23 protein-coding genes are annotated in these 25842 nt (G+C 64.7%); 9 read left to right on the forward strand and 14 right to left on the reverse strand.

What is annotated here, in order from left to right; translation table 11 throughout:
* The first annotated feature begins 109 nt into the window (after positions 1-109).
* Positions 110-1216 carry an NADH:flavin oxidoreductase/NADH oxidase gene (locus M1B34_RS02990; RefSeq protein ID WP_123336818.1) on the forward strand — a complete coding sequence of 369 codons (1107 nt, stop codon included), beginning with the start codon at positions 110-112 and terminating at the stop codon, positions 1214-1216.
* 80 nt (positions 1217-1296) lie between these two features.
* On the opposite strand, the gene M1B34_RS02995 is transcribed toward M1B34_RS02990, so the two are convergent.
* The 13 genes from M1B34_RS02995 to M1B34_RS03055 all read right to left on the reverse strand — a co-directional run bounded on the left by M1B34_RS02995 (position 1297) and on the right by M1B34_RS03055 (position 15582).
* Positions 1297-2916 (reverse strand): glucan biosynthesis protein D, encoded by a 1620-nt coding sequence (locus M1B34_RS02995; RefSeq protein ID WP_268264412.1) that lies wholly within the window; start codon positions 2914-2916, stop codon positions 1297-1299.
* A 194-nt stretch (positions 2917-3110) separates the two neighbouring features.
* The gene (locus tag M1B34_RS03000) at positions 3111-3785 is read right to left on the reverse strand and encodes an SEL1-like repeat protein (RefSeq protein ID WP_268264413.1); all 675 of its coding nucleotides are present in this window, start codon (positions 3783-3785) and stop codon (positions 3111-3113) included.
* Positions 3786-4135: 350 nt separating this feature from the next.
* Positions 4136-4585, reverse strand: coding sequence for a hypothetical protein (locus M1B34_RS03005; RefSeq protein WP_268261424.1), 450 nt, complete (start codon positions 4583-4585; stop codon positions 4136-4138).
* Positions 4578-5021, reverse strand: a complete 444-nt coding sequence (locus M1B34_RS03010; protein ID WP_268261423.1) for a hypothetical protein — start codon at positions 5019-5021, stop codon at positions 4578-4580. Before M1B34_RS03010 ends, M1B34_RS03005 begins: the two co-directional genes overlap by 8 nt.
* The gene (locus M1B34_RS03015) at positions 5018-5422 is read right to left on the reverse strand and encodes a hypothetical protein (protein WP_123336808.1); all 405 of its coding nucleotides are present in this window, start codon (positions 5420-5422) and stop codon (positions 5018-5020) included. Before M1B34_RS03015 ends, M1B34_RS03010 begins: the two co-directional genes overlap by 4 nt.
* 266 nt (positions 5423-5688) lie before the next feature.
* Positions 5689-7173, reverse strand: coding sequence for an APC family permease (locus M1B34_RS03020; protein WP_268264414.1), 1485 nt, complete (start codon positions 7171-7173; stop codon positions 5689-5691).
* Positions 7174-7297: 124 nt separating this feature from the next.
* Positions 7298-8722 carry a gamma-aminobutyraldehyde dehydrogenase gene (locus M1B34_RS03025; RefSeq protein ID WP_123337509.1) on the reverse strand — a complete coding sequence of 475 codons (1425 nt, stop codon included), beginning with the start codon at positions 8720-8722 and terminating at the stop codon, positions 7298-7300.
* An 81-nt stretch (positions 8723-8803) separates the two neighbouring features.
* Complete coding sequence (locus M1B34_RS03030; RefSeq protein WP_123336802.1) at positions 8804-9631, reverse strand: ABC transporter permease; 828 nt, start codon at positions 9629-9631, stop codon at positions 8804-8806.
* The gene (locus M1B34_RS03035; RefSeq protein ID WP_123336800.1) at positions 9621-10568 is read right to left on the reverse strand and encodes an ABC transporter permease; all 948 of its coding nucleotides are present in this window, start codon (positions 10566-10568) and stop codon (positions 9621-9623) included. The genes M1B34_RS03030 and M1B34_RS03035 overlap by 11 nt, the downstream gene beginning before the upstream one ends.
* Position 10569: 1 nt before the next feature.
* Entirely contained in the window at positions 10570-11607 is a 1038-nt protein-coding gene (locus M1B34_RS03040) for an ABC transporter ATP-binding protein (RefSeq protein WP_123336798.1), read from the reverse strand.
* A 175-nt stretch (positions 11608-11782) separates the two neighbouring features.
* Positions 11783-12934 carry a putative ABC transporter substrate-binding protein YdcS gene (ydcS, locus tag M1B34_RS03045; RefSeq protein WP_268261419.1) on the reverse strand — a complete coding sequence of 384 codons (1152 nt, stop codon included), beginning with the start codon at positions 12932-12934 and terminating at the stop codon, positions 11783-11785.
* A gap of 140 nt (positions 12935-13074) precedes the next feature.
* Entirely contained in the window at positions 13075-14532 is a 1458-nt protein-coding gene (locus M1B34_RS03050) for a gamma-aminobutyraldehyde dehydrogenase (RefSeq protein ID WP_123336795.1), read from the reverse strand.
* 135 nt (positions 14533-14667) lie between these two features.
* Positions 14668-15582 (reverse strand): LysR family transcriptional regulator, encoded by a 915-nt coding sequence (locus M1B34_RS03055; RefSeq protein WP_268261418.1) that lies wholly within the window; start codon positions 15580-15582, stop codon positions 14668-14670.
* Positions 15583-15775: 193 nt separating this feature from the next.
* Here M1B34_RS03055 and M1B34_RS03060 point away from each other — a divergent pair, with 193 nt between their 5' ends.
* From M1B34_RS03060 to M1B34_RS03095, 8 genes are all read left to right on the forward strand, one after another.
* Positions 15776-16498: a tellurite resistance TerB family protein gene (locus M1B34_RS03060; protein WP_268261417.1), complete on the forward strand. Its 723-nt coding sequence runs from the start codon at positions 15776-15778 to the stop codon at positions 16496-16498.
* Positions 16499-16742: 244 nt separating this feature from the next.
* Positions 16743-18365, forward strand: a complete 1623-nt coding sequence (locus tag M1B34_RS03065; protein WP_123336789.1) for a methyl-accepting chemotaxis protein — start codon at positions 16743-16745, stop codon at positions 18363-18365.
* A complete protein-coding gene (locus tag M1B34_RS03070; protein ID WP_268264415.1) occupies positions 18365-18901 on the forward strand; it encodes a chemotaxis protein CheW in 537 nt (178 codons plus the stop codon). Before M1B34_RS03065 ends, M1B34_RS03070 begins: the two co-directional genes overlap by 1 nt.
* Positions 18898-20178: a CheR family methyltransferase gene (locus tag M1B34_RS03075; RefSeq protein ID WP_268264416.1), complete on the forward strand. Its 1281-nt coding sequence runs from the start codon at positions 18898-18900 to the stop codon at positions 20176-20178. Before M1B34_RS03070 ends, M1B34_RS03075 begins: the two co-directional genes overlap by 4 nt.
* Positions 20175-20861, forward strand: coding sequence for a chemotaxis protein CheW (locus M1B34_RS03080; protein WP_123336784.1), 687 nt, complete (start codon positions 20175-20177; stop codon positions 20859-20861). The genes M1B34_RS03075 and M1B34_RS03080 overlap by 4 nt, the downstream gene beginning before the upstream one ends.
* Positions 20858-23227: a hybrid sensor histidine kinase/response regulator gene (locus tag M1B34_RS03085; protein ID WP_268264417.1), complete on the forward strand. Its 2370-nt coding sequence runs from the start codon at positions 20858-20860 to the stop codon at positions 23225-23227. The genes M1B34_RS03080 and M1B34_RS03085 overlap by 4 nt, the downstream gene beginning before the upstream one ends.
* Positions 23224-24234: a chemotaxis response regulator protein-glutamate methylesterase gene (gene cheB, locus M1B34_RS03090; RefSeq protein ID WP_123336780.1), complete on the forward strand. Its 1011-nt coding sequence runs from the start codon at positions 23224-23226 to the stop codon at positions 24232-24234. Before M1B34_RS03085 ends, cheB begins: the two co-directional genes overlap by 4 nt.
* Positions 24235-24282: 48 nt before the next feature.
* Complete coding sequence (locus tag M1B34_RS03095; RefSeq protein ID WP_123336778.1) at positions 24283-25284, forward strand: response regulator; 1002 nt, start codon at positions 24283-24285, stop codon at positions 25282-25284.
* Positions 25285-25290: 6 nt separating this feature from the next.
* Here M1B34_RS03095 and M1B34_RS03100 read toward each other — a convergent pair whose 3' ends face one another.
* Positions 25291-25818 carry a hypothetical protein gene (locus tag M1B34_RS03100; RefSeq protein WP_268264418.1) on the reverse strand — a complete coding sequence of 176 codons (528 nt, stop codon included), beginning with the start codon at positions 25816-25818 and terminating at the stop codon, positions 25291-25293.
* Positions 25819-25842: the final 24 nt, after the last annotated feature.

A 25842-nucleotide genomic window follows, 5' to 3' on the forward strand; every position in this document is an offset into this window, starting at 1 on the left:
GTGACCTTTTGTCATTCTTCTACCCGCGGGGGCGGGCGTTCTCTTCGCTGTCACTTGTCGACCCTTCAAACAGCACCCTGGAGCCTGACCATTGATCGAGAGGTGCCCCATGAGTCTGTTGCTTGAACCCTATACCCTGCGTCAACTGACCCTGCTCAACCGCATTGCCGTGTCGCCCATGTGCCAATACTCCAGCGTCGATGGCCTGGCCAACGACTGGCACCTGGTGCACTTGGGCAGCCGTGCGGTGGGCGGTGCCGGGTTGATTTTCACCGAAGCCACGGCGGTCACCGCCGACGGACGCATAACCGCCCAGGACCTGGGCCTGTGGAGCGACGAGCACATCGAACCCTTGCAACGCATCACCCGTTTTATCAGCGCCCAGGGCGCGGTAGCGGGGATCCAGCTGGCCCACGCCGGGCGCAAGGCCAGCACCCATCGGCCCTGGATCGGCAAGCACGGCAGCGTCAAGCCCGAAGACGGCGGTTGGGTGCCGGTGGGACCTTCACGGATTGCCTTCGACCCTCAGCACACCCCGCCTACGCCGTTGGATGAAGGGCAGATCGGCGAGATCATCCAGGCCTTTGTCGACGCGGCCAAACGGGCCCTGGTGGCCGGCTTCAAGGTGGTGGAGGTGCACGCCGCCCACGGTTACCTGTTGCACCAGTTCCTGTCGCCCATCAGCAACCAGCGCCAGGACCAGTACGGCGGTTCGTTTGAAAATCGCATCCGCCTGGTGCTGCAAGTGACCGCGGCGGTGCGTGAGGTCTGGCCCGAGGAGTTGCCGCTGTTTGTGCGGGTTTCGGCCACCGATTGGGTGGAAGACGGCTGGAACCCGGATGAAACCGTGGAACTGGCGTTGCGCCTGAAAGATTTGGGGGTGGACCTGATCGATGTGTCCTCCGGCGGCACGGCGGCCAACGCCGAGATTCCGACGGGGCCGGGGTATCAGACACGTTTTGCCGAGCGGGTGCGTAAGGAGGCGGGGATCGCCACCGGCACCGTGGGCCTGATCACCGAGCCGGCTCAGGCGGAACACATTCTGCGTACCTGCCAGGCGGATATCATCCTTCTGGCCCGGGAGCTGCTGCGTGACCCTTACTGGCCGCTGCATGCCGACGACGACCTGGGCGGGCGCAAAGCCATCTGGCCGGCGCAGTACCAGCGCGCCACCCACCGCGACCAGCCGATTCATGAGTCGGATGTGCGCGATTAGGCCTGTTGGGCATAAAAAAACCGGTCCAAATGGACCGGTTTTTTTGTCGGCGGCTTTAGGGCGCCATCGCTGTCAGCGGATCACGGGTATTTGCGTTTGTCCGGTGCGGGCGGGAAGTACTGGTAGAGCCAGGTTTCGCTCAGGGTACGGTCCTGGGTGCGGATAAACAGGCGCATTTCCACCGGGTCCACGCTGTCGTTGGTCGGGTACCAGTCGAAGAGAATGCGGAAGCCCTTGATGGGGTCCAGAGGCAGCACATGGATGTCCTTGATCTGGCCGTTGGAGGCGCTGATCACGGGTTCGATCCCGGTGCCGGCCGGCAACCGGTCGAGGCCGCCACCGTTGAAATCCACCGCGAAGCGCCGCGCCCAGACCGGCGGGTAGTGCTCCCCCGGGGCCCAGCCTTCGACAAAACCGCCCATGCCCGAACGGGTGGCATTGACCCGTGCCAGGGGCGTGCTCACCGGTGGCAGGGCGCTCCAGTAGAGCTTGTAGCCGTAGTTCAGCGAGTCGCCGGCGGCCACGGGCTTTTTCGGGGTCCAGAAGGCCACGATGTTGTCCATGGTTTCCCCGGTGGTGGGGATTTCCAGCAGGTCGATGGAGCCTTCGCCCCACGCCGTGGTGGGCTCGACCCACAGGCTTGGGCGCTTGCTGTACCAGTCCACGGTGTCCTGGTAGTTGGCGAACTCGTGGTCGGTCTGCACCAGGCCAAAGCCTTTCGGGTTGGTGTCGGCGAAGGCGTTGAATTGCAGGGTGGCCGGGTTGTTCAGCGGGCGGCAGATCCACTCGCCGTTGCCGCGCCACATGGCCAGGCGGTCGGAGTCGTGGATCTGCGGGTGGATGGTGTCGCACATGCGCCGTTCGTGGTTGCCGCAGCTGAACATGCTGGTCATCGGGGCAATGCCCAGTTGTTCGATGGCGGTGCGGGCGTTGACGTGGGCGTCGATGTCCATCACCACGCGCTCGGCCTGGCAGTCGATATCAAAGCGGTAGGCACCGGTGGCACTCGGCGAGTCGAGCAGGGCGTAGACCACGAAGCGGGTGCTGTTCTTGTCCGGGGTCTCGAACCAGAACTGGGTGAAGTCGGGGAATTCTTCACGCTTCTTGGCGTAGGTGTCGATCGCCAGGCCCCGGGCCGACAGGCCGTATTGGCCGGTGGCGTCCACGGCGCGGAAGTAGCTGGCGCCGAGGAAGGACACCACGTCGTGCTTGTCCAGCTCCGGGGCCTTGAACAGTTTGAAGCCGGCAAAGCCCAGGTCGCCCTTGAGCTGGGCCGTGTCGACGCTGGTGTTCTGGTAGTTGAACAGCGGTGGCCGGAAGTGCACTTCCCGGGCCTGACGGGTCTGCGGGTCGACGCTGTGCATGCGCACCGGCTGCTTGAAGCCCATGCCGACATGGAAGAACTGCACGTCCAACTGGCCGTTGAGTTCGTTCCACAGCGAATGCTTGGCGTCGTACTGGATGGCGTTGAAATTCTGCGGCGTCATGGTCGCCAGGGTCGGCGGCAGCACCTGTTTGGTGTCGACATAACGGCTGCCGGCCAACTGCTTGGCCTGGGCCTTGAGGCCCTCGAAATCGAAGGTTTTTGCCTGGCCATCAGCGGCGCCGGCCCAGGCGCGGGCCGCCAGCAGGCCGCTGGCCGAGAGACCGGTGTAGGCCGCGAGGGCCATGGAGGCTTTCAGTAGATTCCTGCGGTGCATGGGTGAACCTTATGGCTGGGATCCCGGAGCCCTTCCTGGCTGCGCACGGGGTCGCGAATTGAGGTTCGGTCATGCCTTCGGCCAAACGCAATGGACTGTTATCAGAGGGCAAAGAGGATAAACGGTTCGCCGACGGCAAAAAATCTCCAGGATGTGTCCATTGGTAAATAAATCCCCGCGCCGGTTCGCCAGCCTCAGAGGCAGTGGGTTCCGGGCGGCGGGGTCAGCCCTTGCTTGGCGTAGTAGGCCAGGGTGTGCAGCACCTCGTCGTCGCCTTTGTCGGCGGCCAGTTGGTAGCAGGCCAGGGCCCGAGGCTGGTCTTTCGCGCCCCAGGTGCCGTCGGCGTAGGCGCTGCCGAGCACCGAATACACCTGCCCCGAATCGAAGCGCTTGGCGGCCTGTTGCAAGGTGCTTTCGGCCTTGCCCGGGTCTTTGCAGGGCTCGTCGGACACGTCGTCACCGCCGTGGCAGTAGAAACCCGACAGCAGCATCGCGGCATCGGCATTGACCTCGGCGTAGGTCGAAGTCAGTTGCTCGATCTGCGCCGGGGGCACGGCCGGAGACATGCCCGAATAGCCGAGTACCACTGCCCGTACTGCACCTTCGGCCGAGCCCTGGGCGGCGGCGTCGAGGTCGATGCGTTGGGCCAGCTCGAAGAAATAAGGGGTCAGCAGGTACTGTTCCCGCGCGCCAAAGCCTTCGTACAGCGAGCCCTTGCGCAGCTTGCGTTGCAGCGCGGTTTCGTTGGCCGGCGCGCGCTCATTGAGCATCGACTCCACTGACCACTGTTCGATACGGGCCAGGTTCCAGCAGCTGTTCTGCTTGAACACAAAGGCCTGTAGCACATCCCCCAATTGATCGTGGACCACCAGGGTCTGCTCATCGACCCAGAAGCTTTGCAGGCCGCCCGGGCCTGTGCCTGGGGATCCAGCAGCGCCAGGGCACCCTCCGGCAGGGCCGACAGTTTTTGCCGCACGGTCACGCTGCGGCCGCGGTCATCGTAGGCCGGGCGCTGCTCGACCAAGGGTGAGGCGCTGAAGGCGGTCTGCAACTCGGGGTTTGTGGCGAAGGCCTGGACAAAGCTTTTCAGGTCTGAGGAGGGGCAAGCGGGCTCGGCGGCCTGGGCCCCGGCACTGAAGGCCAGGCTCAACAGGCTCAGGCGCAGGGCGTGGTGGAATCTGGACATAGGGCTATCCGTGGCGAAAGGGGGCAAAAGGGGTCATTGGCTGTCCGGGTCGCAATACAGCACCGAGCCGCTGGGGTTCTGTCGGTCGGCCATCAAGCGGGGCTGGTGGATGCCGTCACCGTCGAAGCCTGGGCCAAGGCGGGTGCGCACGCTGGCCACATCGTCCTTGAAGTACAGGGCATGCACCGAGAACGGCCCGCGGTAGGGAATCGCCACGGCAAGCACCGTCAGCCCGTGGAAGCGCTCGTCGACGCAGTAGCGTGCCACTTCGTCGACGTCGCAAGGCAGCAGTTGGCGTTCCACGAAGTAGTCGCCGCTGGGTTGTTGATCGACGGGGTTGAGGTACACCTGATCGACACGGCAGGTGGCCAGGTCAGCGAACTGCTGCTCCAGGCTCGTCGCCAGGCTAGGGCCGCACGTGCCCAGCGTGCCCAGCAGGGTCAGGTATTTCAGCGTTGCCGTTACGCGCGTGCCATTAGCCATGGGTCACCTCCTTGGGGCTGAACAACCGGTGCAACCGCTGCGCCAGCCCGATCGCCAGTAATGGCAGGATCCCGGTCAGGCTGCAGTACACCAGGCCGCGAATGGGGTTGTTGGGGAAAAACATCCAGGCACTGGCGAGCACCGGCAGCAGGACCAGGCCCAGCTTGAGCTTGAGGTTGGGCACCAGGGCGGCCACGCCGTTGACCAGGATAAACAGAATAAACAGGTAGTAACTGCCCAGCCCCAGGGCGATGCCGCGGGAGATCGAGCCGAACAGGTGGCGGTAGATCGGCACGCCGAACAGGTGCGCCAGGTAAAACAGCGCCACCGCCAGGCCGTGGGCCAGCAAGGCAGTCAGCACGCGGATCAGTGCGTCGTGGGGGCGGCCGGGGGCTGCACTGGCGGCGTGTTGGCCCGGTGATGTGTCACGGGTCATGGCGCGCTGGCTCGGTTGGACCTGGGGCTCAGTCGCTGGTGCATCCAGCGCGACAGGTAGATCGCCGCCAGGGGCAGCAGGGCGACCTCGGCGGTGTAGACCCAACCGCGAATCGGGTGTTGGGGGAACAGCACGTAAGCCGTCAGCAGCACCAATGGCAGGGTCAGAAACAGTTTGACCTTGAGCACCGGGACGATGGCGATCACCAGGTTGACAGCGATAAACAGGCCGAACAGCGTGCGGATCAGCATGCCCATGCCGAATGCCTTGCGGATGGCGCCGAACCACTGCTCGTACAGCGGTACGCCATAGATATCGATCAGCAAGAAGGCCACAGCAGCCAGGCTGTGGGCGAGGATCGCGGTGGCCAGGCGGATCAGCTCATCGTACTTGTGCGTCATGGCCGGGCGCTCCGCACGGGGCGCTGCCCGTCACGGGCGGATAACAGGGGGGAGGGCATGGGCGCGTCCTTGCTGCCTGAGGTGTGTTCAGTGGCCCGGTTCCAGAGGTCGGGCAGGTTCAGGCGGCGGATAGTGCCGTAACCGCGAGGGCGAATCCAGAGCGGGGCGTGCAGGTTTTTCAGCATCGGGGCGGGTGAACCAGGGGCGCCTGCGCCGGGGCACCTCAAGGGCGCCCCGGCGTCAGGTGCTTGCCGGGGCGCCGAACCTCAGCGGCGAATGGTCCAGGCATCGCCCGCTGGGGCGCTGCCGTGGTCATACGGCTTGGCCAGCCACATGTACAACAGCCCCAGGCCGATGACGATGGCGGTGCTCAGGACCATGGCGTAGTTGCTGTACCAGGCCGCGTCCGGGGTCCGTGGCCAGGCCATGTTGATAATCGCGCCGACGCCATACACCAGCGCTCCCAGGTTCACCGGCCAGCCCCACGCACCGAGGGTGAACTTGCCGCTGGGCTTCCAGCCTTTGGCGCGGGCGTAGAGCGCCGCGAGGACGATCATCTGGAACGCCAGGTAGATGCCGATGGCGGCAAAGCTGACGATGGTCGCCACCGCGTCCTGGAGGAAAAAGCCCAGGGCGATGATCAGGGCCGGCAACACGCCGGAGACGAACAGTGCCGCCACCGGCACCTGGGTGGTGGGGGAGAGGCGCTTGAGCAAGGCGCTGCCGATGACCATTTCGTCCCGGGCGTAGGAGTACAACAGGCGACTGGCGGCCGCTTGCAGGCTGATGACGCACGAGATGAAGGAAATCATCACCACGCCCATCACCAGTTTCGAGCCGAAGCTGCCAAAGGCGTTGTTGAGGATGGTGGTCACCGGGTCTTTGTCGGTGCCGTCGATCACCGCCTGCATGTCCGGTACGGCGAGAATAAGCGCCAGGCAGGCAAACATCGCCGCGATGCCGCCGATGTAGATGGTCATGCGCATGGCCACCGGAATCTTCTGGCTGGGGTTGGGGGTTTCTTCGGCCACGTCGCCGCAGGCCTCGAAGCCGTAGTAGAGAAACATGCCCGCCAGGGACGCGGTGAGAAAGGCCGGCAGGTAGGAACCGTCCACCCGGATATCGAAGGTGTTGAACAGCACGCTGATGGATTGATGGCGCTCGAAGATCAGCAAGTACACGCCAACGATCACTGCGCCCACCAGTTCGCAGAGGAAGCCGAACATGGCGATGCGTGCCAGGGTCTTGGTACCGCTGAGGTTGACCAGGGTGGCGAATAGGGTCAGCACCAGGGCTATGACGATGTTGGTGTTGTTGTTCGGCTCAAAACCCAGCATCGCGGCCAGGTAGGGGCCGGCGCCCACCGCCACGGCGGCGATGGTCACGCACAGGGCAATGGAATAGATCCAGCCCACCATCCATGCCCAGCGCTTGCCCACCAGGCGTCGAGCCCAAGGATAGACACCGCCGGAAATCGGGAACTGCGAGACCACCTCGCCGAAGATCAGGCACACCAGCATCTGCCCGCAACCCACCAGCAGGTAGGCCCAGAACATGGGCGGGCCACCGGCGGCCAGGCACAGGCCGAACAGGGTGTAGACCCCGACCACCGGCGACAGGTAAGTGAAGCCCAGGGCGAAGTTTTCCCACAGGCTCATGCTGCGGTTGAAGTTCGAGCTGTAGCCCAGTTGGCGGAGCTGTTCGGCATCGCTGTCGGCGACGCCTGGGGTGAGATCGGGTGCTGCACTCATGGCGGAGTTCTCCGGGAAATCGGCAGATTTCGGATGGCCGACACCGTGGCTGGGCCTTGGCGGCCCAACCCGGATCGGTGGTTATTGTTGTGGTGTTGCCAGCGCCGGTGGACCGGCGAAGGGGTCAGTGCTTGAACATCACATGGCGCACGCTGGTGTAGTCCTCCAGCCCGTACATGGACATGTCTTTGCCGTAGCCGGAAAGTTTCTGCCCGCCGTGGGGCATTTCGCTGACCAGCATGAAGTGCGTGTTGACCCAGGTGCAGCCGTATTGCAGGCGCGCGGCCAGGCGATGGGCGCGGCCGACATCGGCGGTCCACACCGAGGAGGCCAGGCCGTAGTCCGAATCGTTGGCCCAGCCCAGTACCTGGGCTTCATCGGTGAACGGGGTGACCGACACCACCGGGCCGAACACTTCGCGGCGCACGATCTCGTCGTCCTGCTGGGCATCGGCCAGCACCGTTGGCTCAAAGAAGAAGCCGTCGCCCGGCACCGCCTTGCCGCCGGTGACCAGGCGGATATGGGGCTGGGCGATGGCCCGTTCGACAAAACCGGCCACGCGGTCGCGGTGCTGGGCGGTGATCAGCGGGCCCAGTTCGGTGGCCGGGTCGTCCTGCAGGCCGTACTGGATGCTGCTGACCGCCGCGCCGAGTTTCTCGACGAAGCGTTCGTAGATGCCGGCCTGGGCATAGATGCGGCAGGCGGCGGTGCAGTCCTGCCCGGCGTTGTAGAAACCGAAGGTGCGGATGCCCTCCACGGCGGCGTCGATGTCGGCGTCGTCGAAAATGATCACCGGCGCCTTGCCCCCCAGTTCCATGTGCATGCGCTTCACGCTGTCGGCGGTGCTGGAAATGATGTGCGAGCCGGTGGCGATGGAGCCGGTCAGGGACACCATGCGCACCTTGGGATGGGTCACCAGCGGCGCGCCGACTGTCGGGCCTCGGCCGAACACCAGGTTGAGCACGCCGGCAGGGAAGATCCCGGCGGCCAGTTCGGCCAGGCGCAGGGCGGTCAGCGGGGTTTGCTCCGAAGGCTTGAGCACCACGGTGTTGCCGGCGGCCAGGGCCGGGGCGATTTTCCAGGCGACCATCATCAACGGGTAGTTCCACGGCGCGATGGAGGCGATCACCCCCACCGGGTCGCGGCGGATCATCGAGGTGTGGCCCGGCAGGTATTCGCCCCCGGCCGAACCGCTCATGCAGCGGCTGGCGCCGGCGAAGAAGCGGAACACATCGGCAATCGCCGGGATTTCATCGTTGAGGGCGGCGCTCAGGGGTTTGCCGCAGTTGTCCGATTCCAGCTTGGCCAGCTCGGCGCCGTGGCTTTCGATGGCGTCGGCGAGTTTCAACAGCAGCAGGGCGCGGTCTTTCGGCGGGGTCTGGGACCAGCTGTCGAAAGCGCTGTCGGCGGCGCGTACAGCGGCATCCACCTGGGCTTCGCTGGCTTCGTTGATCTCCACCAGGACCTGGCCCAGGGACGGGTTGAGCACTGCCTGGGCCGGGCCTTCGCCGGCAACCAGTTGGCCATTGATCAGCAACTTGGTTTGCATGGTCATCTCCTCTCTTGATGCGATCGTTAGGAGCCGGCGTCGAAGACGCATGGCCGGCCAGCCGGCTCCTGGAAGGTTGGGTTATTTGCCGCCGCTGCCGGCGACGCTTTCGCCGCCACGGGTCAGGTAATAGGCGCCGAGGATCGGCAGCATGGTCACCAGCATCACCAGCATGGCCACCACGTTGGTCACCGGTACGTCCCGCGGCCGGCTGAGTTGGTTGAGCAGCCACAGCGGCAGGGTGCGTTCATGGCCGGCGGTGAAGGTGGTGACGATGATTTCGTCGAACGACAAGGCGAACGCCAGCATGCCGCCGGCCAGCAGGGCCGAGCCGAGATTGGGCAGGACGATGTAGCGGAAGGTCTGCCAGCCGTCGGCGCCCAGGTCCATGGACGCCTCGATCAGGCTGTGGGAGGTGCGCCGCAGCCGGGCGATCACGTTGTTGTAGACGATCACCACGCAGAAGGTGGCGTGGCCGACGATGATGGTGAACATCCCAGGCTCGATGCCCAGGGTCTTGAAAGTCGCCAGCAGGGCGATGCCGGTGATGATCCCGGGCAGGGCAATGGGCAGGATCAGCATCAGCGAGATGCCCTGTTTGCCGAAGAACTCCCGGCGGTACAGCGCCGCCGAGGCCAGGGTGCCGAGGACCATGGCGATCAGGGTGGCGATGGCGGCGATCTGCGCCGACAGCTTGATGGCTTCCAACACGTCGGGCCGGGAGAAGGCCACGCTGATCCACTTCAGGGTGAAACCCTGGGGCGGAAAGCTGAACGCCGCGTCTTCGGTGTTGAAGGCGTAGAGGAAGATGATCAGGATCGGGAAGTGCAGGAACACCAGCCCGCCCCAGGCCGCGACCCGCAGGCCGAGGGAGGCTTTGTCGCCATGCTGTGTCGAGTTAGAGCGCATCGAAGGCCCCCAGGCGTTTGACGATGGACAGGTAAATGGCGATCAGCACGATGGGCACCAGGGTGAAGGCGGCGGCCATGGGCATGTTGCCGATCGCCCCTTGCTGGGCGTAGACCATGCTGCCGATGAAGTAGCCGGGCGGGCCCACCAGTTGCGGGACGATGAAGTCCCCCAGGGTCAGGGAGAAGGTGAAGATCGAACCGGCGGCGATCCCCGGGATCGACAGCGGCAGGATCACTTGCATAAAGGTCTGGCGCGGCGTGGCCCCCAGGTCCGCCGAGGCCTGGAGCAGGGACGGCGGCAGGCGTTCCAGGGCCGCCTGGATCGGCAGGATCATGAACGGCAGCCAGATGTAGACGAACACCAGGAAGCGCCCCAGGTGCGAGGTCGACAAGGTGCTGCCACCCACCCCGGGAATGCCCAGGATCAGTTGCAGCAGCGGTTCCAGCCCCAGGTGCTGGACGAACCACTGGGCCACGCCGCCCTTGGCCAGCAGCAGGGTCCAGGCATAGGCCTTGACGATGTAGCTGGCCCACATTGGCATCATCACCGCGATGTAGAAAAACGCCTTGGTCTTGCCGCTGGTGTAGCGCGCCATGTAGTAGGCGATGGGGAAGGCCAGCACCGCGCTGGCGATGGACACCGCCACGGCCATGCCCAGGGTGCGCAGGATGATGTCGAAGTTGGCCGGTTGGAACAGCGCGGCGAAGTTGCCCAGGGTCAGGTCCGGGGTGACCGCCATGGTGAAGTCGTCGAAGGTGTAGAAGCCTTGCCACAGCAGGGCCAGCAAGGAGCCCAGGTAGATCGCGCCAAACCAGATCAGCGGCGGCACCAGCAACAGCGCCAGGTACAGGTTGGGGCGGCGGTACAGCAGGTTGGCGAAGCGCCGCAGCGTTGAGCTGTCGGCCTTGCCTTGAGTCAGGGGCAGGCTGTTCATGTCAGGCCCCGCTCGCCAGGGTGTCGCTCAGCGGCGTCATGGCTTCCCGGGCCCAGCGCACGTTCAGGCGCTCGCCGATCGGGTGCTGGGCGCCGTTGTCCTGCCACTGGTTATTGGCCTGGCTGAGGTTCAGGGTCTGGCCGTTGTCCAGCTTCAGCTCGTAGCGAGTGGCGCTGCCCTGGTACTGGATGTCGTGCAGCAAGCCGCTGACTTCCACCTCATTGCTGGCCAGCGGCCCGGCGGCGAAGCGCACCTGTTCCGGGCGAATGGAAAACGGCTGCGGGCTGCCGCCCAGTTGCTGGGCCAGGTCGCCACGGATCACGTTGGAGGTGCCGACGAACTCGGCGACGAAGGTGGTGGCGGGCCTCATGTAGAGGTTGCGCGGGGTGTCCACCTGCTCGATGCGGCCCTTGTTGAACACCGCCACCCGGTCGGACATGGACAGGGCTTCGGTCTGGTCGTGGGTGACGAAGATAAAGGTGATGCCCAGTTGGCGCTGGAGCTTTTTCAGCTCGCCCTGCATTTGCTCGCGCAGCTTGAGGTCGAGGGCGCCCAGGGGTTCGTCCAGCAGCAATACGCGTGGGCGGTTGACCAGGGCCCGGGCCAGGGCCACGCGCTGGCGCTGACCGCCGGAAAGCTGCACCGGCTTGCGCTCGCCGTAACCGGCCAGGGCCACCATGGCCAGGGCTTCTTCGGCCCGTTCCAGGCGTTCGGCCTTAGCCACGCCTTTGACTTTCAGGCCGTAGGCCACGTTGTCGCGCACGTTCATGTGGGGGAACAGGGCGTAGTCCTGAAACACCGTGTTGACGTCGCGTTGGTAGGGCGGTAGCCCGGCGGCTTCGGCACCGTGGATGCGGATCGAGCCTTCGCTGGGCTGTTCGAAGCCGGCGATCAGGCGCAGGCAGGTGGTCTTGCCCGAGCCGGAAGGGCCGAGCATGGAAAAGAACTCGCCGTCCTGGATATCGATGGACACCCGGTCTACGGCCTTGACCTCGCCGAACTGGCGGGAAACGTGGGTGAACTGGACTGCAAGGGTCATGGTGCGGTGCTCCGAAAGGGCAGGGCCTATCGCAGGCGGTGCCTGAAACGCTGAAATGAATGATCGGTCCCGCGCTCTGCGTGGGCAGGCCTCAGCGGACGCCAGGCGCCGGCTGAGGTCGGTGGGGCATCACGAACCGCGTTCCCAGGTGCCGGTGGGAACGCGCGAAGGTGTACTAGCGGCCGCCCATGATCGCGATGTAGTCCTGGGTCCAGCGGCTGTAAGGGACGAACTTGCCGCCCTCGGCCTGCGGGGTTTTCCAGAAGGCGATCTTCTCGAACTGGTCGAAACCGTTGGTCTTGCACCCTTCGGCCCCCAGCAACTCGCTGCCGGTGCAGGCCGCCGGGACCGCGGGCAACGAACCGAACCAGGCCGCCACATCGCCCTGGACCTTGGGTTGCAGCGACCAGTCCATCCACTTGTAGGCGCAGTTCGGGTGCTTGGCCTCGGCGTGCAACATGGTGGTGTCGGCCCAGCCGGTCACGCCCTCCTTGGGAATGGTCGAGGCCACGGGCTGCTTGTCGGCCTGCAGGCCGTTGACCATGTAGCCCCAGGTGCTGGAGGCGGCCACGCCTTCGTTCTTGAAGTCGCTCATCTGCACCGTTGCGTCGTGCCAGTAACGGTGGATCAGCGGCTGCTGGGCGCGCAACAGGTCGAGCACGGCCTTGTACTGCGCTTCGGTCAGTTCGTAGGGGTTCTTGATCCCCAGTTCAGGCTGTTTGGCCTTGAGGTACAGCGCCGCGTCGGCGATGTAGATCGGCCCGTCGTAGGCCTGGACCCGGCCCTTGTTGGGCTTGCCGTCCGGCAGGTTCTGCGCCTCGAAGACCACGCCCCAGCTGGTGGGCGCCTCTTTGAACACGTTGGTGTTGTACATCAGCACGTTGGGGCCCCACTGGTAGGGCGTGCCGTACACCTGTTTGTTGACCACGTACCAAGGCCCGTCCTTGAGCCGCGGGTCGATGCTTTTCCAGTTGGGGATCAGGTCGGTGTTGATCGGCTGCACGCGCTTGCCGACGATCAGCCGCAGCGACGCGTCGCCGGACGCGGTGACCAGGTCGTAGCCACCCTTGGCCATCAGGCTGACCATTTCGTCGGACGTGGCGGCGGTCTTGACGTTGACCTTGCACCCGGTTTCCTTCTCGAAGCCGGTGACCCAGTCGTAACTCTTGTCGCTCTCGCCGCGTTCGATGTAGCCGGGCCAGGCGACGATATCCAACTGGCCTTCACCCGCGCCCACGGCTTTCAACGGTTCGGCGGCCTGCAGGCTGGCGCTGGCCAGCAGGGCGGTGGTAAGAGCACTGAGCATTGCAGTCTTGTGCGCGGACATCGGGGTTCCCTCTACTTTAATTATGGTCGGGGCAGTTGGAGCAAAAGCGGTGTGGCTAGTTGTTATTGGGGCGAGCTGCACGTTGCAAGCGGCAAGCTTCAAGGCGGTACGGCCGTTCCTTGTAGCTTGCAGCTTAGCGCTCAAAACGCCGCGCCATGGCGCGCCATCACATGCCTCACCACGCTGTAATCCTGCAGTGAGTCGCTGGACAGGTCTTTGCCGTAGCCGGAGCGTTTCAGGCCGCCGTGGGGCATTTCACTGGCGAGCATGAAATGGCTGTTGATCCAGGTGCAGCCGTATTGCAGGCGCGCGGCCACTTGCATGGCCTTGTCCAGGTTCTGGGTCCAGACCGAGGAGGCCAGGCCGTATTCCGAGTCGTTGGCCCAGTCCACCGCCTGCTCCAATTCGTCGAAGCGGGTCACGGTGACCACGGGGCCAAAGACTTCGCGCTGGACGATTTCATCGTTCTGTCGGCAGCCGGCGAGCAGGGTCGGCTGGTAATAAAAGCCGGCGCCGGAATGCACGGCGGCGCCGGTGATGCGTTCGATATGGGGCTGGCCCAAGGCGCGTTCGACAAAGCTGGCCACGCGGTCGCGCTGGCGGGTGCTGATCAGCGGGCCGATCTCGTTGTCGCTGTCGCGCTTGCTGGCAAAGCGCAAGCTGCTGACCGCTGCGCCCAGTTCCGCCACCAGGCGATCGTGAATGCCCGCCTGGGCATAGACCCGGCAGGCGGCGGTGCAGTCCTGGCCGGCGTTGTAGTAACCGTAGCTGCGTACGCCGTCGATCACCGCTTCAAGGTCGGCGTCGTTGCAGACGATCACCGGGGCCTTGCCGCCCAGTTCCAGGTGGGTGCGCTTCAAGGTCTTGGCGGCGGCCTGGAGGATTTTCTGCCCAGTGACGATGTCCCCGGTCAGGGACACCATGCGCACTTTCGGGTGGCTGACCAAATGGCTGCCCACACCTTCGCCCCCGCCGCAGAGAATATTGATCACTCCGCGGGGCAGCAGTTGGGCGAGGGTCGGCGCCAGGGCCAGGATCGACAGGGGGGTGTGTTCCGAGGGTTTGAACACCAGGGTGTTGCCGGCGGCCAGGGCCGGGGCGATCTTCCACGCCGCCATCATGATCGGGTAGTTCCAGGGCGCGATGGAGGCGACCACGCCGATCGGGTCGCGGCGCACCATGCTGGTATAGCCCGGCAGGTATTCGCCGGCCAATTGCCCGGTCTGGCAGCGCACGGCGCCGGCGAAGAAGCGGAACACATCGACCGTGGCGTTCAAGTCGTCCTGACGGGCCAGGTGCAGGGGTTTGCCGCAGTTCAAGGATTCCAGGCGCGCCAGCTGGTCGGCCTGTTTTTCCACGGCGTCGGCGATGGCCAGGAGGATGTTCGAACGTTGTTGCGGCGTGGTCCGCGACCAGCCGGCAAAGGCCCGGTGGGCGGCGAGGATCGCGCTTTCCACTTGCTCGGTGCTGGCCTCGGCGATCTGCGTCAAGACTTCGCCAGTGGCCGGGTTGAGGATGGGTTCGACCGCGCCCTGGCCAGCGACCAGTTCACCATCGATCAACAGCGCAGTGAACAAAGGGGGGTGGGCGCCGGCCATTGTGCGGGTTCTCTTTGCGGATGGGGCCATGGGGGTTCCCTGGGCTGGGGACCGGGCCTGCTCTATCAGGAATGCACAGAGACTAGTAGCGCGGCCGGTGGTCGACAAATACTAAATACTGAATGCGGCGTTCGATTAAATAGATAGCTTGCGCCCACCGTGGGGCTGCTCCCGGGCCACGGTGAGGAATGGGTCCACCAGGGCGGGGCGCGCGGTGCCGCGACGCCAGGCCAGGCCAACATCCAGGGTCTGGCTCAGGTCCGCCAGGGGCCGTGCTTCAATGATGTCGCCTTCCAGGGACCAGGGGCGGTAGGTCATGTCCGGCTGGATCGATACCCCGAGGCCCGCCGCCACCAGGCTACGCACCGCTTCGGTGGACGCCGTGCGCAGGGTGATGCGTGGCTGCAGGCCGGTGCCGGTCCACATGCGCTGGGCGTTGCGGTCCATTTCATCGACGTTGAGCTGGATCAGCGGTTCGCGTGCCACATCCGCCAGGTTGATGCTGTCGTGTTCCAGCAGCGGGTGCTGGGCCGGCAGCCACAGGCGATGGGGCGAATGGGTCAGGACTTCGGTTTGCAGGGCGTGGCGGTCTTCCAGGTTGGACACAATCAGCACCCCGACGTCGATCTCGCCACTGACCAGCAAGTGCTCGATGTAGGGGCGCTCATCCTCCATCACGCGGATTTCCACATTGGGGTAGGCGCGTTGGAAGCGCGTCAGCAGGTCGGCCAGGTAATAACCGGCCACCAGGCTGGTCACACCGATGATCAACTGCCCGGCCACCTGGTCGGTGCTCTGCTGCAGGCTGCGCTTGGCGTTGTCCACGGTGGCCAGGATCAGGTGCGCCTGGCGCAGGAACTGGTGACCCTGGTGGGTCAGGGTCATGCCCTTGGCGTGGCGGTTGAACAGGGTCACGCCAATTTCCTGCTCCAGTTGCTGGATGGCCAGGGTCAGGGTGGATTGGGAAATGAACACCGCCTGGGCGGCGGCCGAGATCGAGCCGGTCTCGGCCACGGCGATGAAGTGACGGATCTGGCGCAGGGTCATCATGGGGGGCGGGTACCGGGCGTTTTTATCGATTTTTCGCAGTGTATATCTTTTTAATCGAGGGGCTGCCCGAGGGCTTTTCAGCCGCGCTGGGCCAAGCAACATTCAGAAGCACTCTGCCGCAAAGGAGCACGGCACTTCCCTTTAGGCTGGTGGCCTTATTTATCCGCGCGACACGATTTTCTGGAGGCTAGCGATGAACACCCGTGGATTGCTCGATCAATTGCTCAAATCCGGCCAGCAATTGCTGCAGGACAAGGCGGCAGGCAGCCAGCACAAGAAGCCGGCGCAAGGCGGGCTGGGCAGTCTGCTCGGTGGCCAAGGCTCCGGTGGCCTGGGCAGCCTGCTTTCCGGGGCGGGCGGCGGGGCCCTGGCCGCCGGGGCCATGGGCCTGTTGCTGGGTAACAAAAAGGCCCGCAGCTTTGGCGGCAAGGCCCTGACCTACGGCGGCCTCGCGGCCCTCGGGGTGCTGGCCTACAAAGCCTACGGCAACTGGCAGGCGCAGCAGGGCAAGGCACCGGCTCACGAGCCGCAAACCATCGACCGCCTGCCGCCGCAGCAGGCCGAGCAGCACAGCCAGGGCATCCTCAAGGCTCTGGTGGCGGCGGCCAAGGCCGACGGCCATGTGGACGAGCGTGAGCGCGCACTGATCGAAGGCGAGTTCACTCGCCTGGACAATGACCAGGAGCTGCAACGCTGGCTGCATGATGAACTCAACAAACCCCTGGACCCGGTGGAAGTGGCCCGGGCCGCCAGCACTCCGGAAATGGCTGCCGAGATGTACATCGCCAGCGTGATGCTGGTGGATGAAGAGAACTTCATGGAAAAGTCCTACCTGGACGAACTGGCCCGCCAGCTCAAGCTGGAGCCCGGGCTGAAGCTGGAACTGGAGCGTCAGGTGCGCCAAGCCTCGGTGTAACAGGCTGCTTGATACACACCACGGCGTCGGGAGTCCCCCGGTGCCGTTTTTTTTTTGCGGCCGGTATGCCAGCGGTATTTGCCGAAACAGCGCTGGCAAATGGCTATTAACTTGGCGGAGAGTAGCCAGCCAGAGCAGATTGCCGCTTCGCGCCGACTGCGACCGGGTTGGCAAACCTGTCAGTAAACGATGGCTCGCCCTCGGCTATACTGCCCGCATTTTTGAATGGCCCCGAGGACTGACTGTGAAGAACTGGACGTTGCGCCAACGCATCTTGGCGAGCTTTGCGGTGATCATCGCGATCATGCTGTTGATGGTCGTGGTCTCGTACTCGCGACTGTTGAAGATCGAAGTCAGTGAAGAGAAAGTTCGCACCGACTCAGTCCCCGGGGTGTATGCCAGCTCCATGATCCGCAGTGCGTGGGTCGACAGCTACGTGCTGACCCAGCAGATTGTCGGCCTGTCCGAGAATCATCCGATCAGCACCGAAGATCAGTTGCGCTTCAAAGAGTTCGAACAACGCCTGGTCAAGGAAATGGCCAGTTACCAGGCGACCGTTTTCGACAAGGATGATCAGGCGGCATTCGATGATTTCGAGCGTCGGCACCAAACCTACAACCAGATCCTGACCAAGGTCCTGGACCTGTACCAGAGCAAGGATTTCAGCCAGGCCCAGCAAGTCCTGCAACTGGAGCTGACCCCGGCCTGGATCGACGGGCGCAAGCACCTCAACGAGGTGATCGAGAACAACAGCGAGGCTGCCAACAAGGCCACCCTGGCGATTGGTGACGCGGTGACTGCGGCCAAGGTCAGCATGGGTGTGTCGCTGTTGCTGGCGGTGCTGGCGGCGGGCGTGTGCGGGCTGTTGCTGATGCGCGCCATCATGGCGCCGATGAACCGCATCGTGGAAATCCTCGACATCATGCGCACCGGCGACCTGAGCGGACGCTTGAACCTGGAGCGCAAGGACGAGTTCGGCGCGGTGGAAACCGGCTTCAACGACATGATGACCGAGCTCACGGCCCTGGTGTCCCAGGCCCAGCGCTCGTCGGTGCAGGTCACCACCTCGGTCACGGAAATTGCCGCGACCTCCAAGCAACAGCAGGCCACGGCCACTGAAACAGCGGCCACGACCACTGAAATCGGTGCCACCTCGCGGGAAATTGCCGCCACCTCCCGGGATCTGGTGCGCACCATGACCGAGGTCTCCACCGCCGCCGATCAGGCCTCGGTCCTCGCCGGTTCCGGCCAGCAGGGCCTGGCCCGGATGGAAGACACCATGCATTCGGTGATGGGCGCCGCCGACCTGGTGAACGCCAAACTGGCGATCCTCAACGAGAAGGCCGGCAACATCAACCAAGTGGTGGTGACCATCGTCAAGGTCGCCGACCAGACCAACCTGTTGTCCCTCAATGCCGCCATCGAGGCCGAGAAGGCCGGCGAGTACGGTCGCGGCTTTGCCGTGGTCGCCACCGAAGTGCGACGCCTGGCGGACCAGACCGCCGTGGCCACCTACGACATCGAGCAGATGGTCCGTGAGATCCAGTCGGCGGTGTCGGCCGGGGTCATGGGCATGGACAAGTTCTCCGAAGAAGTGCGCCGGGGCATGGCAGAGGTGCAGCAAGTCGGTGAGCAACTGTCGCAGATCATTCATCAGGTCCAGGCGCTGGCGCCGCGGGTGTTGATGGTCAATGAAGGCATGCAGGCCCAGGCCACCGGTGCCGAGCAGATCAACCACGCCCTGGTGCAACTGGGCGATGCCAGCAGCCAGACCGTGGAGTCCCTGCGCCAGGCCAGCTTTGCCATCGACGAGCTGAGCCAGGTGGCCGTGGGGCTGCGTAGCGGCGTCTCGCGTTTCAAAGTCTGATGAGCGAGTTCGCGGTGAAACGCGGCCCGGGGGCGGAGCACAAGGCGGTGCTGTTCCTGGTCTTCCGTATTGGCGAGGAGCGTTATGCCCTGCGAGCCACCGAGGTGGTCGAAGTGCTGCCGCGGCTGCCCCTCAAGCCACTGGCCCAGGCGCCGGCCTGGGTCGCCGGGATCTTCGCCTACCGTGGCGTGGTGGTGCCGGTCATCGACCTCAGCGCCCTGAGCTTCGGCCAGCCGGCACGCTTGCGCACAAGCACCCGCCTGGTGCTGGTGCACTATCCGGCCGAGCCCCTGCAACCGGCGCGTTTGCTCGGGCTGATTCTCGAACAGGCCAATGACACCCTGCGCTGCGACCCGGCAGAGTTCCGGCCCAGTGGCCTGGACAACCGTGCCACGCCTTACCTGGGACCGGTGCGCGAGGACGCCCAGGGGTTGTTGCAGTGGGTACGGGTCGAGGCCTTGCTCGGCGCCGAGGTACGCAACCTGTTGTTCTCCACGCCGCCCCTGGACCCCGAGACGCTTGAGGTGTTGCCATGAGCGGCGATCAGCGTTTCTTTGATTTTCTCAAGCAGCGCATTGGCCTGGATGTCGCCTCCGTGGGGCCGGCGATCATCGAGCGCGCGGTGCGCCAGCGCAGCCAGGCCTTGCAGCTGCCCAGCGTCGATGAGTACTGGTTGCTGCTGCAAAACTCCCGGGATGAGCAACAAGCGCTGATCGAGGGCGTGATCGTTCCGGAAACCTGGTTTTTCCGTTATCCGGAGTCCTTTGCCACCCTGGTCAAGCTGGCCCAGGCGCGCCTGGCCGAGCTCAAGGGCATGCGCGCCCTGCGTATTCTCAGCCTGCCGTGTTCCACCGGCGAGGAACCTTACTCCATTGCCATGGCCCTGCTGGATGGCGGTTTTGCACCTCACCAATTCAAGGTCCAGGGGCTCGACGTCAGCCCACTTTCGGTGGAGCGTGCACGCCGTGGCGTGTATGGCCGGAACTCGTTTCGTGGCCAGGACAGCGATTTTCGTGAGCGGCATTTCAGTGCCGAGGGCGAGCGTTATCAACTCAGTGCCCGGGTTCGTGAACAGGTGCATTTGCAAGTGGGTAATGTCCTGGATCCGGGGTTGCTGGCCAGCGAACCGGCCTATGACTTTGTGTTCTGCCGCAACCTGTTGATCTATTTCGATCAGCCGACCCAGCGTCAGGTGTTCGAGGTGCTCAAGCGCCTGACCCACGTCGAGGGCGTGCTGTTTATCGGCCCCGCCGAAGGCAGCCTGTTGGGCCGCCTGGGCATGCGTTCGATCGGCATTGCCCAGTCGTTTGCCTTCAGCCGCCAGCCGGCCCCGCCCCCTGAACCGCTGCCCATCGCCCCGGCCCCCCGTGCGTCCGTCCCCTTGCCTCCAGTGCCGCGCAGCCTCGCCGCGGCACCCGTGCGCCAACGCCCCTTTGCCAGCACGAAGCTGCCGACCCGTGCGGGCCCGGCTGCCGCAGTGGGTGAAGCCCCGGCGCTGTTGGCAACGATTGCCGCCCTGGCCAATGGCGGCAAGAGCGCGGAGGCCAAAGCGGCCTGCGAGCAGTACCTGCGTCAGTACGAGCCGGTGGCCGAGGTCTTTTATTGGCAGGGTTTGCTCAGTGACGTCGCCGGCGATGCCCCGCAGGCCCAGGCCCTGTACCGCAAGGCGCTGTACCTGGACCCGCAGCACGCCGAAACCCTGGCCCACCTGGCGGCGTTGCTCGCCTCCCAGGGCGACGCCGCTGGAGCCCGGCGCCTGCAGGCGCGGGCCGCCCGCAGTGCTCGCGGTACCGAGAATGAGGGCAACCTATGACTCAGGCCTACACATCCAACCTGATCCATGCCGATGCCCAGGCCATCGATGACTGCTGGAACCGCATCGGTATTCACGGGGACAAGTCTTGCCCGTTGCTGCCCGAGCATATTCATTGCCGCAACTGTGGCGTGTATTCGGCTGCCGCCACCCGCCTGCTGGACCGCTATTCGTTGCTACAGGACGACCGCGACCGCTCCCAGGCGCCGCCTGTGGAGAGCGACGTCGCCACCCGTTCACTGCTGATGTTCCGGCTGGGCGAGGAGTGGCTGGGGCTGCCCACCCGCTGCCTGGTGGAGGTGGCACCGCAGCAGGTGATTCACTCCTTGCCCCATCAGCGCTCGCGGGCTTTGCTCGGGGTCGCCAATGTGCGCGGGGCCCTGGTGGCCTGCCTGTCCCTGGCGGAGCTGCTTGGGCTCGGGCCGGCGGAGAATGTGGCCGCTGGCGGGCGGGTGATGCCGCGCATGCTGATCATTGCCGCCCAGGGCGGCCCGGTGGTGGTGCCGGTGGATGAGGTGGACGGCATTCACGCCATTGAAGAGCGCAGCCTGCAGGCCGCGTCCCTCTCGGGTCAGCACGCCAGCGCCCGCTACACCCTGGGTGTGTTGCAGTGGAAGGGGCGCAGCCTGCGCCTGCTGGATCAAGAGCAGTTGCTCTCGGCCGTGACCCGGAGCCTGACATGACCCCCGAACAGATGCGCGATGCCTCATTGTTGGAACTCTTCAGCCTGGAGGCCGAGGCCCAGACCCAGGTGCTCAGCGCCGGGTTGCTGGCCCTGGAGCGTAACCCGACCCAGGCCGACCAGTTGGAAGCCTGCATGCGCGCCGCCCACTCCCTCAAGGGCGCGGCGCGTATTGTCGGGGTGGATGCCGGCGTCAGCGTGGCCCATGTGATGGAGGACTGCCTGGTCAGTGCCCAGGAAGGCCGCCTGTACCTGCTGCCCGAACACATCGATGCCTTGCTCCAGGGCACGGATTTGTTGATGCGCATTGCCACCCCCGGAAGCAACACCGGGGCGGGGGATATCAGCGCCTATGTGGCCTTGATGGAGGCTTTGCTGGCGCCGTCAGCCCCAGGAGCCCAGGCGCCGACGCTGACCAAGGTCGATGCGCCCTCAACACCGCCCAATGCCGCGGCGGTCCTGGCGCTGGACGCTGAACTGGCGCTACAGCTTCAACTTCCAGCCGAACTTCAACCCGAGCCTCAGGTCCCGTCAGCACCCGAGCCCTTGCCGGTGGAGGCGCCGCCGGAGCCCGTCCAGCCTGCAGTCTCACGCCAAGGCAAACGCCCGGCGGAAGGCGGCGAGCGGGTGTTGCGGGTGACCGCCGAACGTTTGAACAGCCTGCTGGACCTGTCCAGCAAGTCCCTGGTCGAAAGCCAGCGGCTCAAGCCTTACCTGGCCAACCTGCAGCGCCTCAAGCGTATGCAGAGTGGCAGCCTGCGGGCCCTGGAAAACCTCAATCTGCACCTCGATACCCAGACCCTGAGCCTGGAAGCCCAGGAAGCCTTGGCGCAAACCCGCCGGTTGCTGGCCGAGTCCCAGCAACTGCTGGCCGAGCAGACCGCTGAGTTGGATGAGTTCGGCTGGCAGAGCAGTCAGCGGGCCCAAGTGCTCTATGACACCGCCTTGGCGTGCCGCATGCGGCCCTTTGCCGATGTGCTGACGGGGCAAGTACGCATGGTCCGGGATTTGGGCCGTAGCCTGGGCAAGCAGGTGCGCCTGGAAATCGAAGGTGAAAAGACTCAGGTCGACCGTGACGTGCTGGAAAAGCTTGAAGCGCCGTTGACCCATCTGCTGCGCAACGCCGTCGACCATGGCATTGAGCTGCCTGAGCAGCGGCTGGCGGCCGGCAAGCCCGCCGAGGGGTTGATTCGCTTGCGTGCGTCCCACCAGGCCGGCCTGCTGGTGCTGGAACTGAGTGACGACGGCCATGGCGTGGACCTGCCACGCCTGCGCAAAAACGTCATCGAGCGCCAATTGTCCACGGCCGACACCGTTGCCCAGTTGAGTGAAGAGGAACTGCTGACGTTCCTGTTCCTGCCAGGTTTCAGCCTGCGGGACAAGGTCACCGAGGTGTCGGGCCGGGGGGTTGGCCTGGACGCCGTGCAACACAGCGTGCGCCAGCTGCGCGGTGCCGTGGGGCTGGAACAGAGCAGCGGTCAGGGCAGCCGCTTTCACCTGGAAGTGCCGCTGACCCTGTCGGTGGTGCGCAGCCTGGTGGTGACCGTGGGTGATGAAGCCTATGCGTTCCCGCTGGCCCATATCGAGCGCATGTGCGATTTGGGGCCGGACGACATTGTCCAAGTGGAAGGGCGCCAGCATTTCTGGCACGAAGGCCGGCACGTGGGCCTGGTGGCCGCCAGTCAATTGCTGCAACGGCCGGCCGCCCAGAGCAATGAGCAAAGCCTCAAGGTGGTGGTGATCCGCGAGCGCGATGCGGTCTACGGGATTGCCGTCGAGGGCTTTGTCGGCGAGCGCACCCTGGTGGTGCTGCCCCTGGATGAGCGCCTGGGCAAAGTCCAGGACATTTCCGCCGGTGCCTTGCTCGATGACGGTTCGGTGGTGCTGATTGTCGACGTCGAAGACATGCTGCGTTCGGTGGACAAGCTGCTCAACACTGGCCGCCTGGAGCGTATCGCCCGGCACAAGCACACCCAGGCCGAGGTTGCGCGCAAACGTATCCTGGTGGTCGACGACTCGCTGACGGTGCGGGAGTTGCAGCGCAAGCTGCTGCTCAATCGCGGCTACGACGTGGCCGTGGCGGTGGATGGCATGGACGGCTGGAACGCCCTGCGTGCTGAAACTTTCGACTTGCTGATCACTGACATCGATATGCCTCGAATGGATGGTATTGAATTGGTCACACTCTTGCGTCGCGATAATCGTCTGCAGTCGTTGCCGGTGATGGTGGTGTCTTACAAGGATCGAGAAGAAGACCGTCGCCGTGGACTGGATGCCGGAGCCGACTACTATCTAGCCAAAGCCAGTTTCCATGATGACGCTCTGCTGGATGCGGTGGTGGAACTGATTGGAGGCGCGCGGGCATGAAGATAGCCATCGTCAACGATATGCCCATGGCGGTAGAGGCGCTGCGGCGTGCCCTGGCGTTCGACCCGAGCCACGAAGTGGTGTGGGTGGCCAGCAATGGCGCCGAGGCGGTGCAGTGCTGCGCCCAGCTCACCCCGGACCTGATTCTCATGGACCTGATCATGCCGGTGATGGATGGCGTGGAAGCGACGCGGCGGATCATGGCCGAGTCGCCCTGCGCCATTGTCATCGTCACTGTGGACCGCCAGCAGAATGTGCACCGGGTGTTCGAGGCCATGGGCCACGGCGCCCTGGACGTGGTCGACACCCCGGCCCTGGGCGCCGGCAATGCTCAGGAAGCGGCAGCGCCGTTGTTGCGCAAGATCCTCAATATCGGTTGGCTGATCGGCCAGCGCGGCAGCCGCGTGCGTTCGGTGGCCACACCGCTGCGCACCCAGGCGCCGCGCCAGAGCCTGGTGGCCATCGGTTCGTCCGCCGGCGGCCCAGCGGCCCTGGAAGTGTTGCTCAAAGGGTTGCCCACGGATTTCTCCGCGGCCATTGTGCTGGTCCAGCACGTGGACCAGGTGTTCGCCGCCGGCATGGCCGAATGGCTCAGCAGTGCCTCGGGCCTGCAAGTGCGCCTGGCCCGTGAGGGCGAGCCGCCGCAACCCGGCACCGTGCTGCTGGCCGGCACCAACCATCACATCCGCCTGTTGAAGAACGGCACCCTGGCGTACACCGCCGAACCGGTCAACGAGATCTATCGGCCGTCGATCGATGTGTTTTTTGAAAGCGTCGCCAGTTACTGGAACGGCGATGCGGTCGGCGTGCTGCTGACCGGCATGGGCCGCGACGGCGCCCAGGGCCTGAAGCTGATGCGTGACCAGGGCTACCTGACCATTGCCCAGGACCAGAACAGCAGTGCGGTGTATGGCATGCCCAAGGCGGCAGCGGCCATCGACGCTGCGGTAGAAATTCGCCCATTGGATAAGATCGCTCCACGTTTGCTGGAGATCTTCGCCAAATGACTGATAAACGCTGCTGCCCTGGCCAAGCGGCAACTCAGGGGATCCCCCATGGATGATTTACAGCTCGACGAATTCAAGACCGATGAAGATGCCGTCATGGTGTTGCTGGTCGACGACCAGGCAATGATCGGTGAAGCCGTCCGGCGTGGGTTGGCGAGCGAAGAAAACATCGACTTTCATTTTTGCGCCGACCCCCACCAGGCTATCGCCCAGGCGATCCGCATCAAGCCCACGGTGATTCTCCAGGACCTGGTGATGCCAGGCTTGGATGGTTTGAGCCTGGTGCGCGAGTACCGCAACCACCCGGCGACCCAGAACATCCCGATCATTGTGCTTTCGACCAAGGAAGACCCGCTGATCAAAAGCGCGGCCTTCGCTGCCGGGGCCAACGATTACCTGGTCAAGCTGCCGGACAACATCGAGCTGGTGGCGCGGATTCGCTACCACTCGCGCTCCTACATGACCCTGTTGCAGCGCGACGCGGCCTATCGGGCGCTGCGGGTCAGCCAGCAGCAGTTGCTCGACACCAACCTGGTGCTGCAGCGGTTGATGAACTCCGATGGCCTGACCGGGCTGTCCAACCGGCGGCATTTCGATGAGTACCTGGAGCTGGAGTGGCGCCGTGGCGCGCGGGAGCAGACCCAGTTGTCGCTGCTGATGATCGACGTGGATTATTTCAAGTCCTACAACGACAGCTTTGGCCACCTGGAAGGGGACGAAGCCCTGCGCAAGGTGGCCACGGCCATTCGCGAGGCCAGCAGTCGTCCTTCGGACCTGCCGGCCCGTTATGGCGGTGAAGAGTTCGCCCTGGTGTTGCCCAACACCTCGCCTGGCGGTGCACGGCTGGTGGCCGAGAAGCTGCGCCAGACCGTGGCCGGACTGAAGATTCCCCATGTCGCCCCCGCCGAAGGCTCAAGCCTGACGGTCAGCATCGGCTTGTCGACCGTGGTTCCGCAGTCCGGCAGCCATTGCCGGGAGCTGATCCTGGCGGCGGACAAGGGGCTGTACCTGGCGAAAAACAACGGTCGCAATCAAGTGGGGATCGCGTAGCCGGTTTCAGGGGGTGGTCGTTACACCCACTGCATCTGTGGCGGGCGCCTGATCCTGGGGCACCTCCACCAGGGTGTCTCTGAACAGGTAGTAGCTGTGGCTCGACGTGTACCGGCAGGTGAGCTTGACCGCTTCGACGCGGTAGGTGGAATGGGTGTTGAGGGTCTTGTCGATAAACCAGTTGTTCAGCAGGTTGCTCGGGGCGACGGGGTAGTCGCCAAAGCGGTAGTCGAGGTAGCTGTTTCTAGCCGTGACCAGGCGCACGCTGAACCTGGCTTGCAGCCACTGGGTTTGTTCGCCGACCTCATCCACCAGCACCCTGGCGCGGTAGTAGACCCACCACCACAACACGATCAGCCAGGGCACCACCAGGGCGCAGGCCAGCGCCGGTGAGGCCATCAGCCAGACGCCCATCAGCGGCATAAAGGCCAGGGCGCTGAAAAGCGCGAAGAAAAAGGCCTGGGTTGCCCTCAGGTTTTGGCGCTCCCTGCGCTGGATGTCTTGGATTTCGACACGGCTGAGTGTACGTCCCATGGGCCTGCTGCTTCCTTGTCCTGT

The sequence above is a fragment of the Pseudomonas morbosilactucae genome, from assembly GCF_023241715.1.
Taxonomy (GTDB): domain Bacteria; phylum Pseudomonadota; class Gammaproteobacteria; order Pseudomonadales; family Pseudomonadaceae; genus Aquipseudomonas; species Aquipseudomonas morbosilactucae.

Coding starts and splice junctions, on each gene's coding strand:
- M1B34_RS03050 (WP_123336795.1), bottom strand. CDS start 14,532: ATGGCCGGCGCCCACCCCCCTTTGTTCACTGCGCTGTTGATCGATGGT.
- ydcS (WP_268261419.1), bottom strand. CDS start 12,934: ATGTCCGCGCACAAGACTGCAATGCTCAGTGCTCTTACCACCGCCCTG.
- cheB (WP_123336780.1), top strand. CDS start 23,224: ATGAAGATAGCCATCGTCAACGATATGCCCATGGCGGTAGAGGCGCTG.
- M1B34_RS03005 (WP_268261424.1), bottom strand. CDS start 4,585: ATGGCTAATGGCACGCGCGTAACGGCAACGCTGAAATACCTGACCCTG.
- M1B34_RS03020 (WP_268264414.1), bottom strand. CDS start 7,173: ATGAGTGCAGCACCCGATCTCACCCCAGGCGTCGCCGACAGCGATGCC.
- M1B34_RS03040 (WP_123336798.1), bottom strand. CDS start 11,607: ATGACCCTTGCAGTCCAGTTCACCCACGTTTCCCGCCAGTTCGGCGAG.
- M1B34_RS02990 (WP_123336818.1), top strand. CDS start 110: ATGAGTCTGTTGCTTGAACCCTATACCCTGCGTCAACTGACCCTGCTC.
- M1B34_RS03060 (WP_268261417.1), top strand. CDS start 15,776: ATGAACACCCGTGGATTGCTCGATCAATTGCTCAAATCCGGCCAGCAA.
- M1B34_RS03015 (WP_123336808.1), bottom strand. CDS start 5,422: ATGACGCACAAGTACGATGAGCTGATCCGCCTGGCCACCGCGATCCTC.
- M1B34_RS03010 (WP_268261423.1), bottom strand. CDS start 5,021: ATGACCCGTGACACATCACCGGGCCAACACGCCGCCAGTGCAGCCCCC.
- M1B34_RS03055 (WP_268261418.1), bottom strand. CDS start 15,582: ATGATGACCCTGCGCCAGATCCGTCACTTCATCGCCGTGGCCGAGACC.
- M1B34_RS03030 (WP_123336802.1), bottom strand. CDS start 9,631: ATGCGCTCTAACTCGACACAGCATGGCGACAAAGCCTCCCTCGGCCTG.
- M1B34_RS03035 (WP_123336800.1), bottom strand. CDS start 10,568: ATGAACAGCCTGCCCCTGACTCAAGGCAAGGCCGACAGCTCAACGCTG.
- M1B34_RS03070 (WP_268264415.1), top strand. CDS start 18,365: ATGAGCGAGTTCGCGGTGAAACGCGGCCCGGGGGCGGAGCACAAGGCG.
- M1B34_RS02995 (WP_268264412.1), bottom strand. CDS start 2,916: ATGCACCGCAGGAATCTACTGAAAGCCTCCATGGCCCTCGCGGCCTAC.
- M1B34_RS03080 (WP_123336784.1), top strand. CDS start 20,175: ATGACTCAGGCCTACACATCCAACCTGATCCATGCCGATGCCCAGGCC.
- M1B34_RS03075 (WP_268264416.1), top strand. CDS start 18,898: ATGAGCGGCGATCAGCGTTTCTTTGATTTTCTCAAGCAGCGCATTGGC.
- M1B34_RS03025 (WP_123337509.1), bottom strand. CDS start 8,722: ATGCAAACCAAGTTGCTGATCAATGGCCAACTGGTTGCCGGCGAAGGC.
- M1B34_RS03085 (WP_268264417.1), top strand. CDS start 20,858: ATGACCCCCGAACAGATGCGCGATGCCTCATTGTTGGAACTCTTCAGC.
- M1B34_RS03100 (WP_268264418.1), bottom strand. CDS start 25,818: ATGGGACGTACACTCAGCCGTGTCGAAATCCAAGACATCCAGCGCAGG.
- M1B34_RS03095 (WP_123336778.1), top strand. CDS start 24,283: ATGGATGATTTACAGCTCGACGAATTCAAGACCGATGAAGATGCCGTC.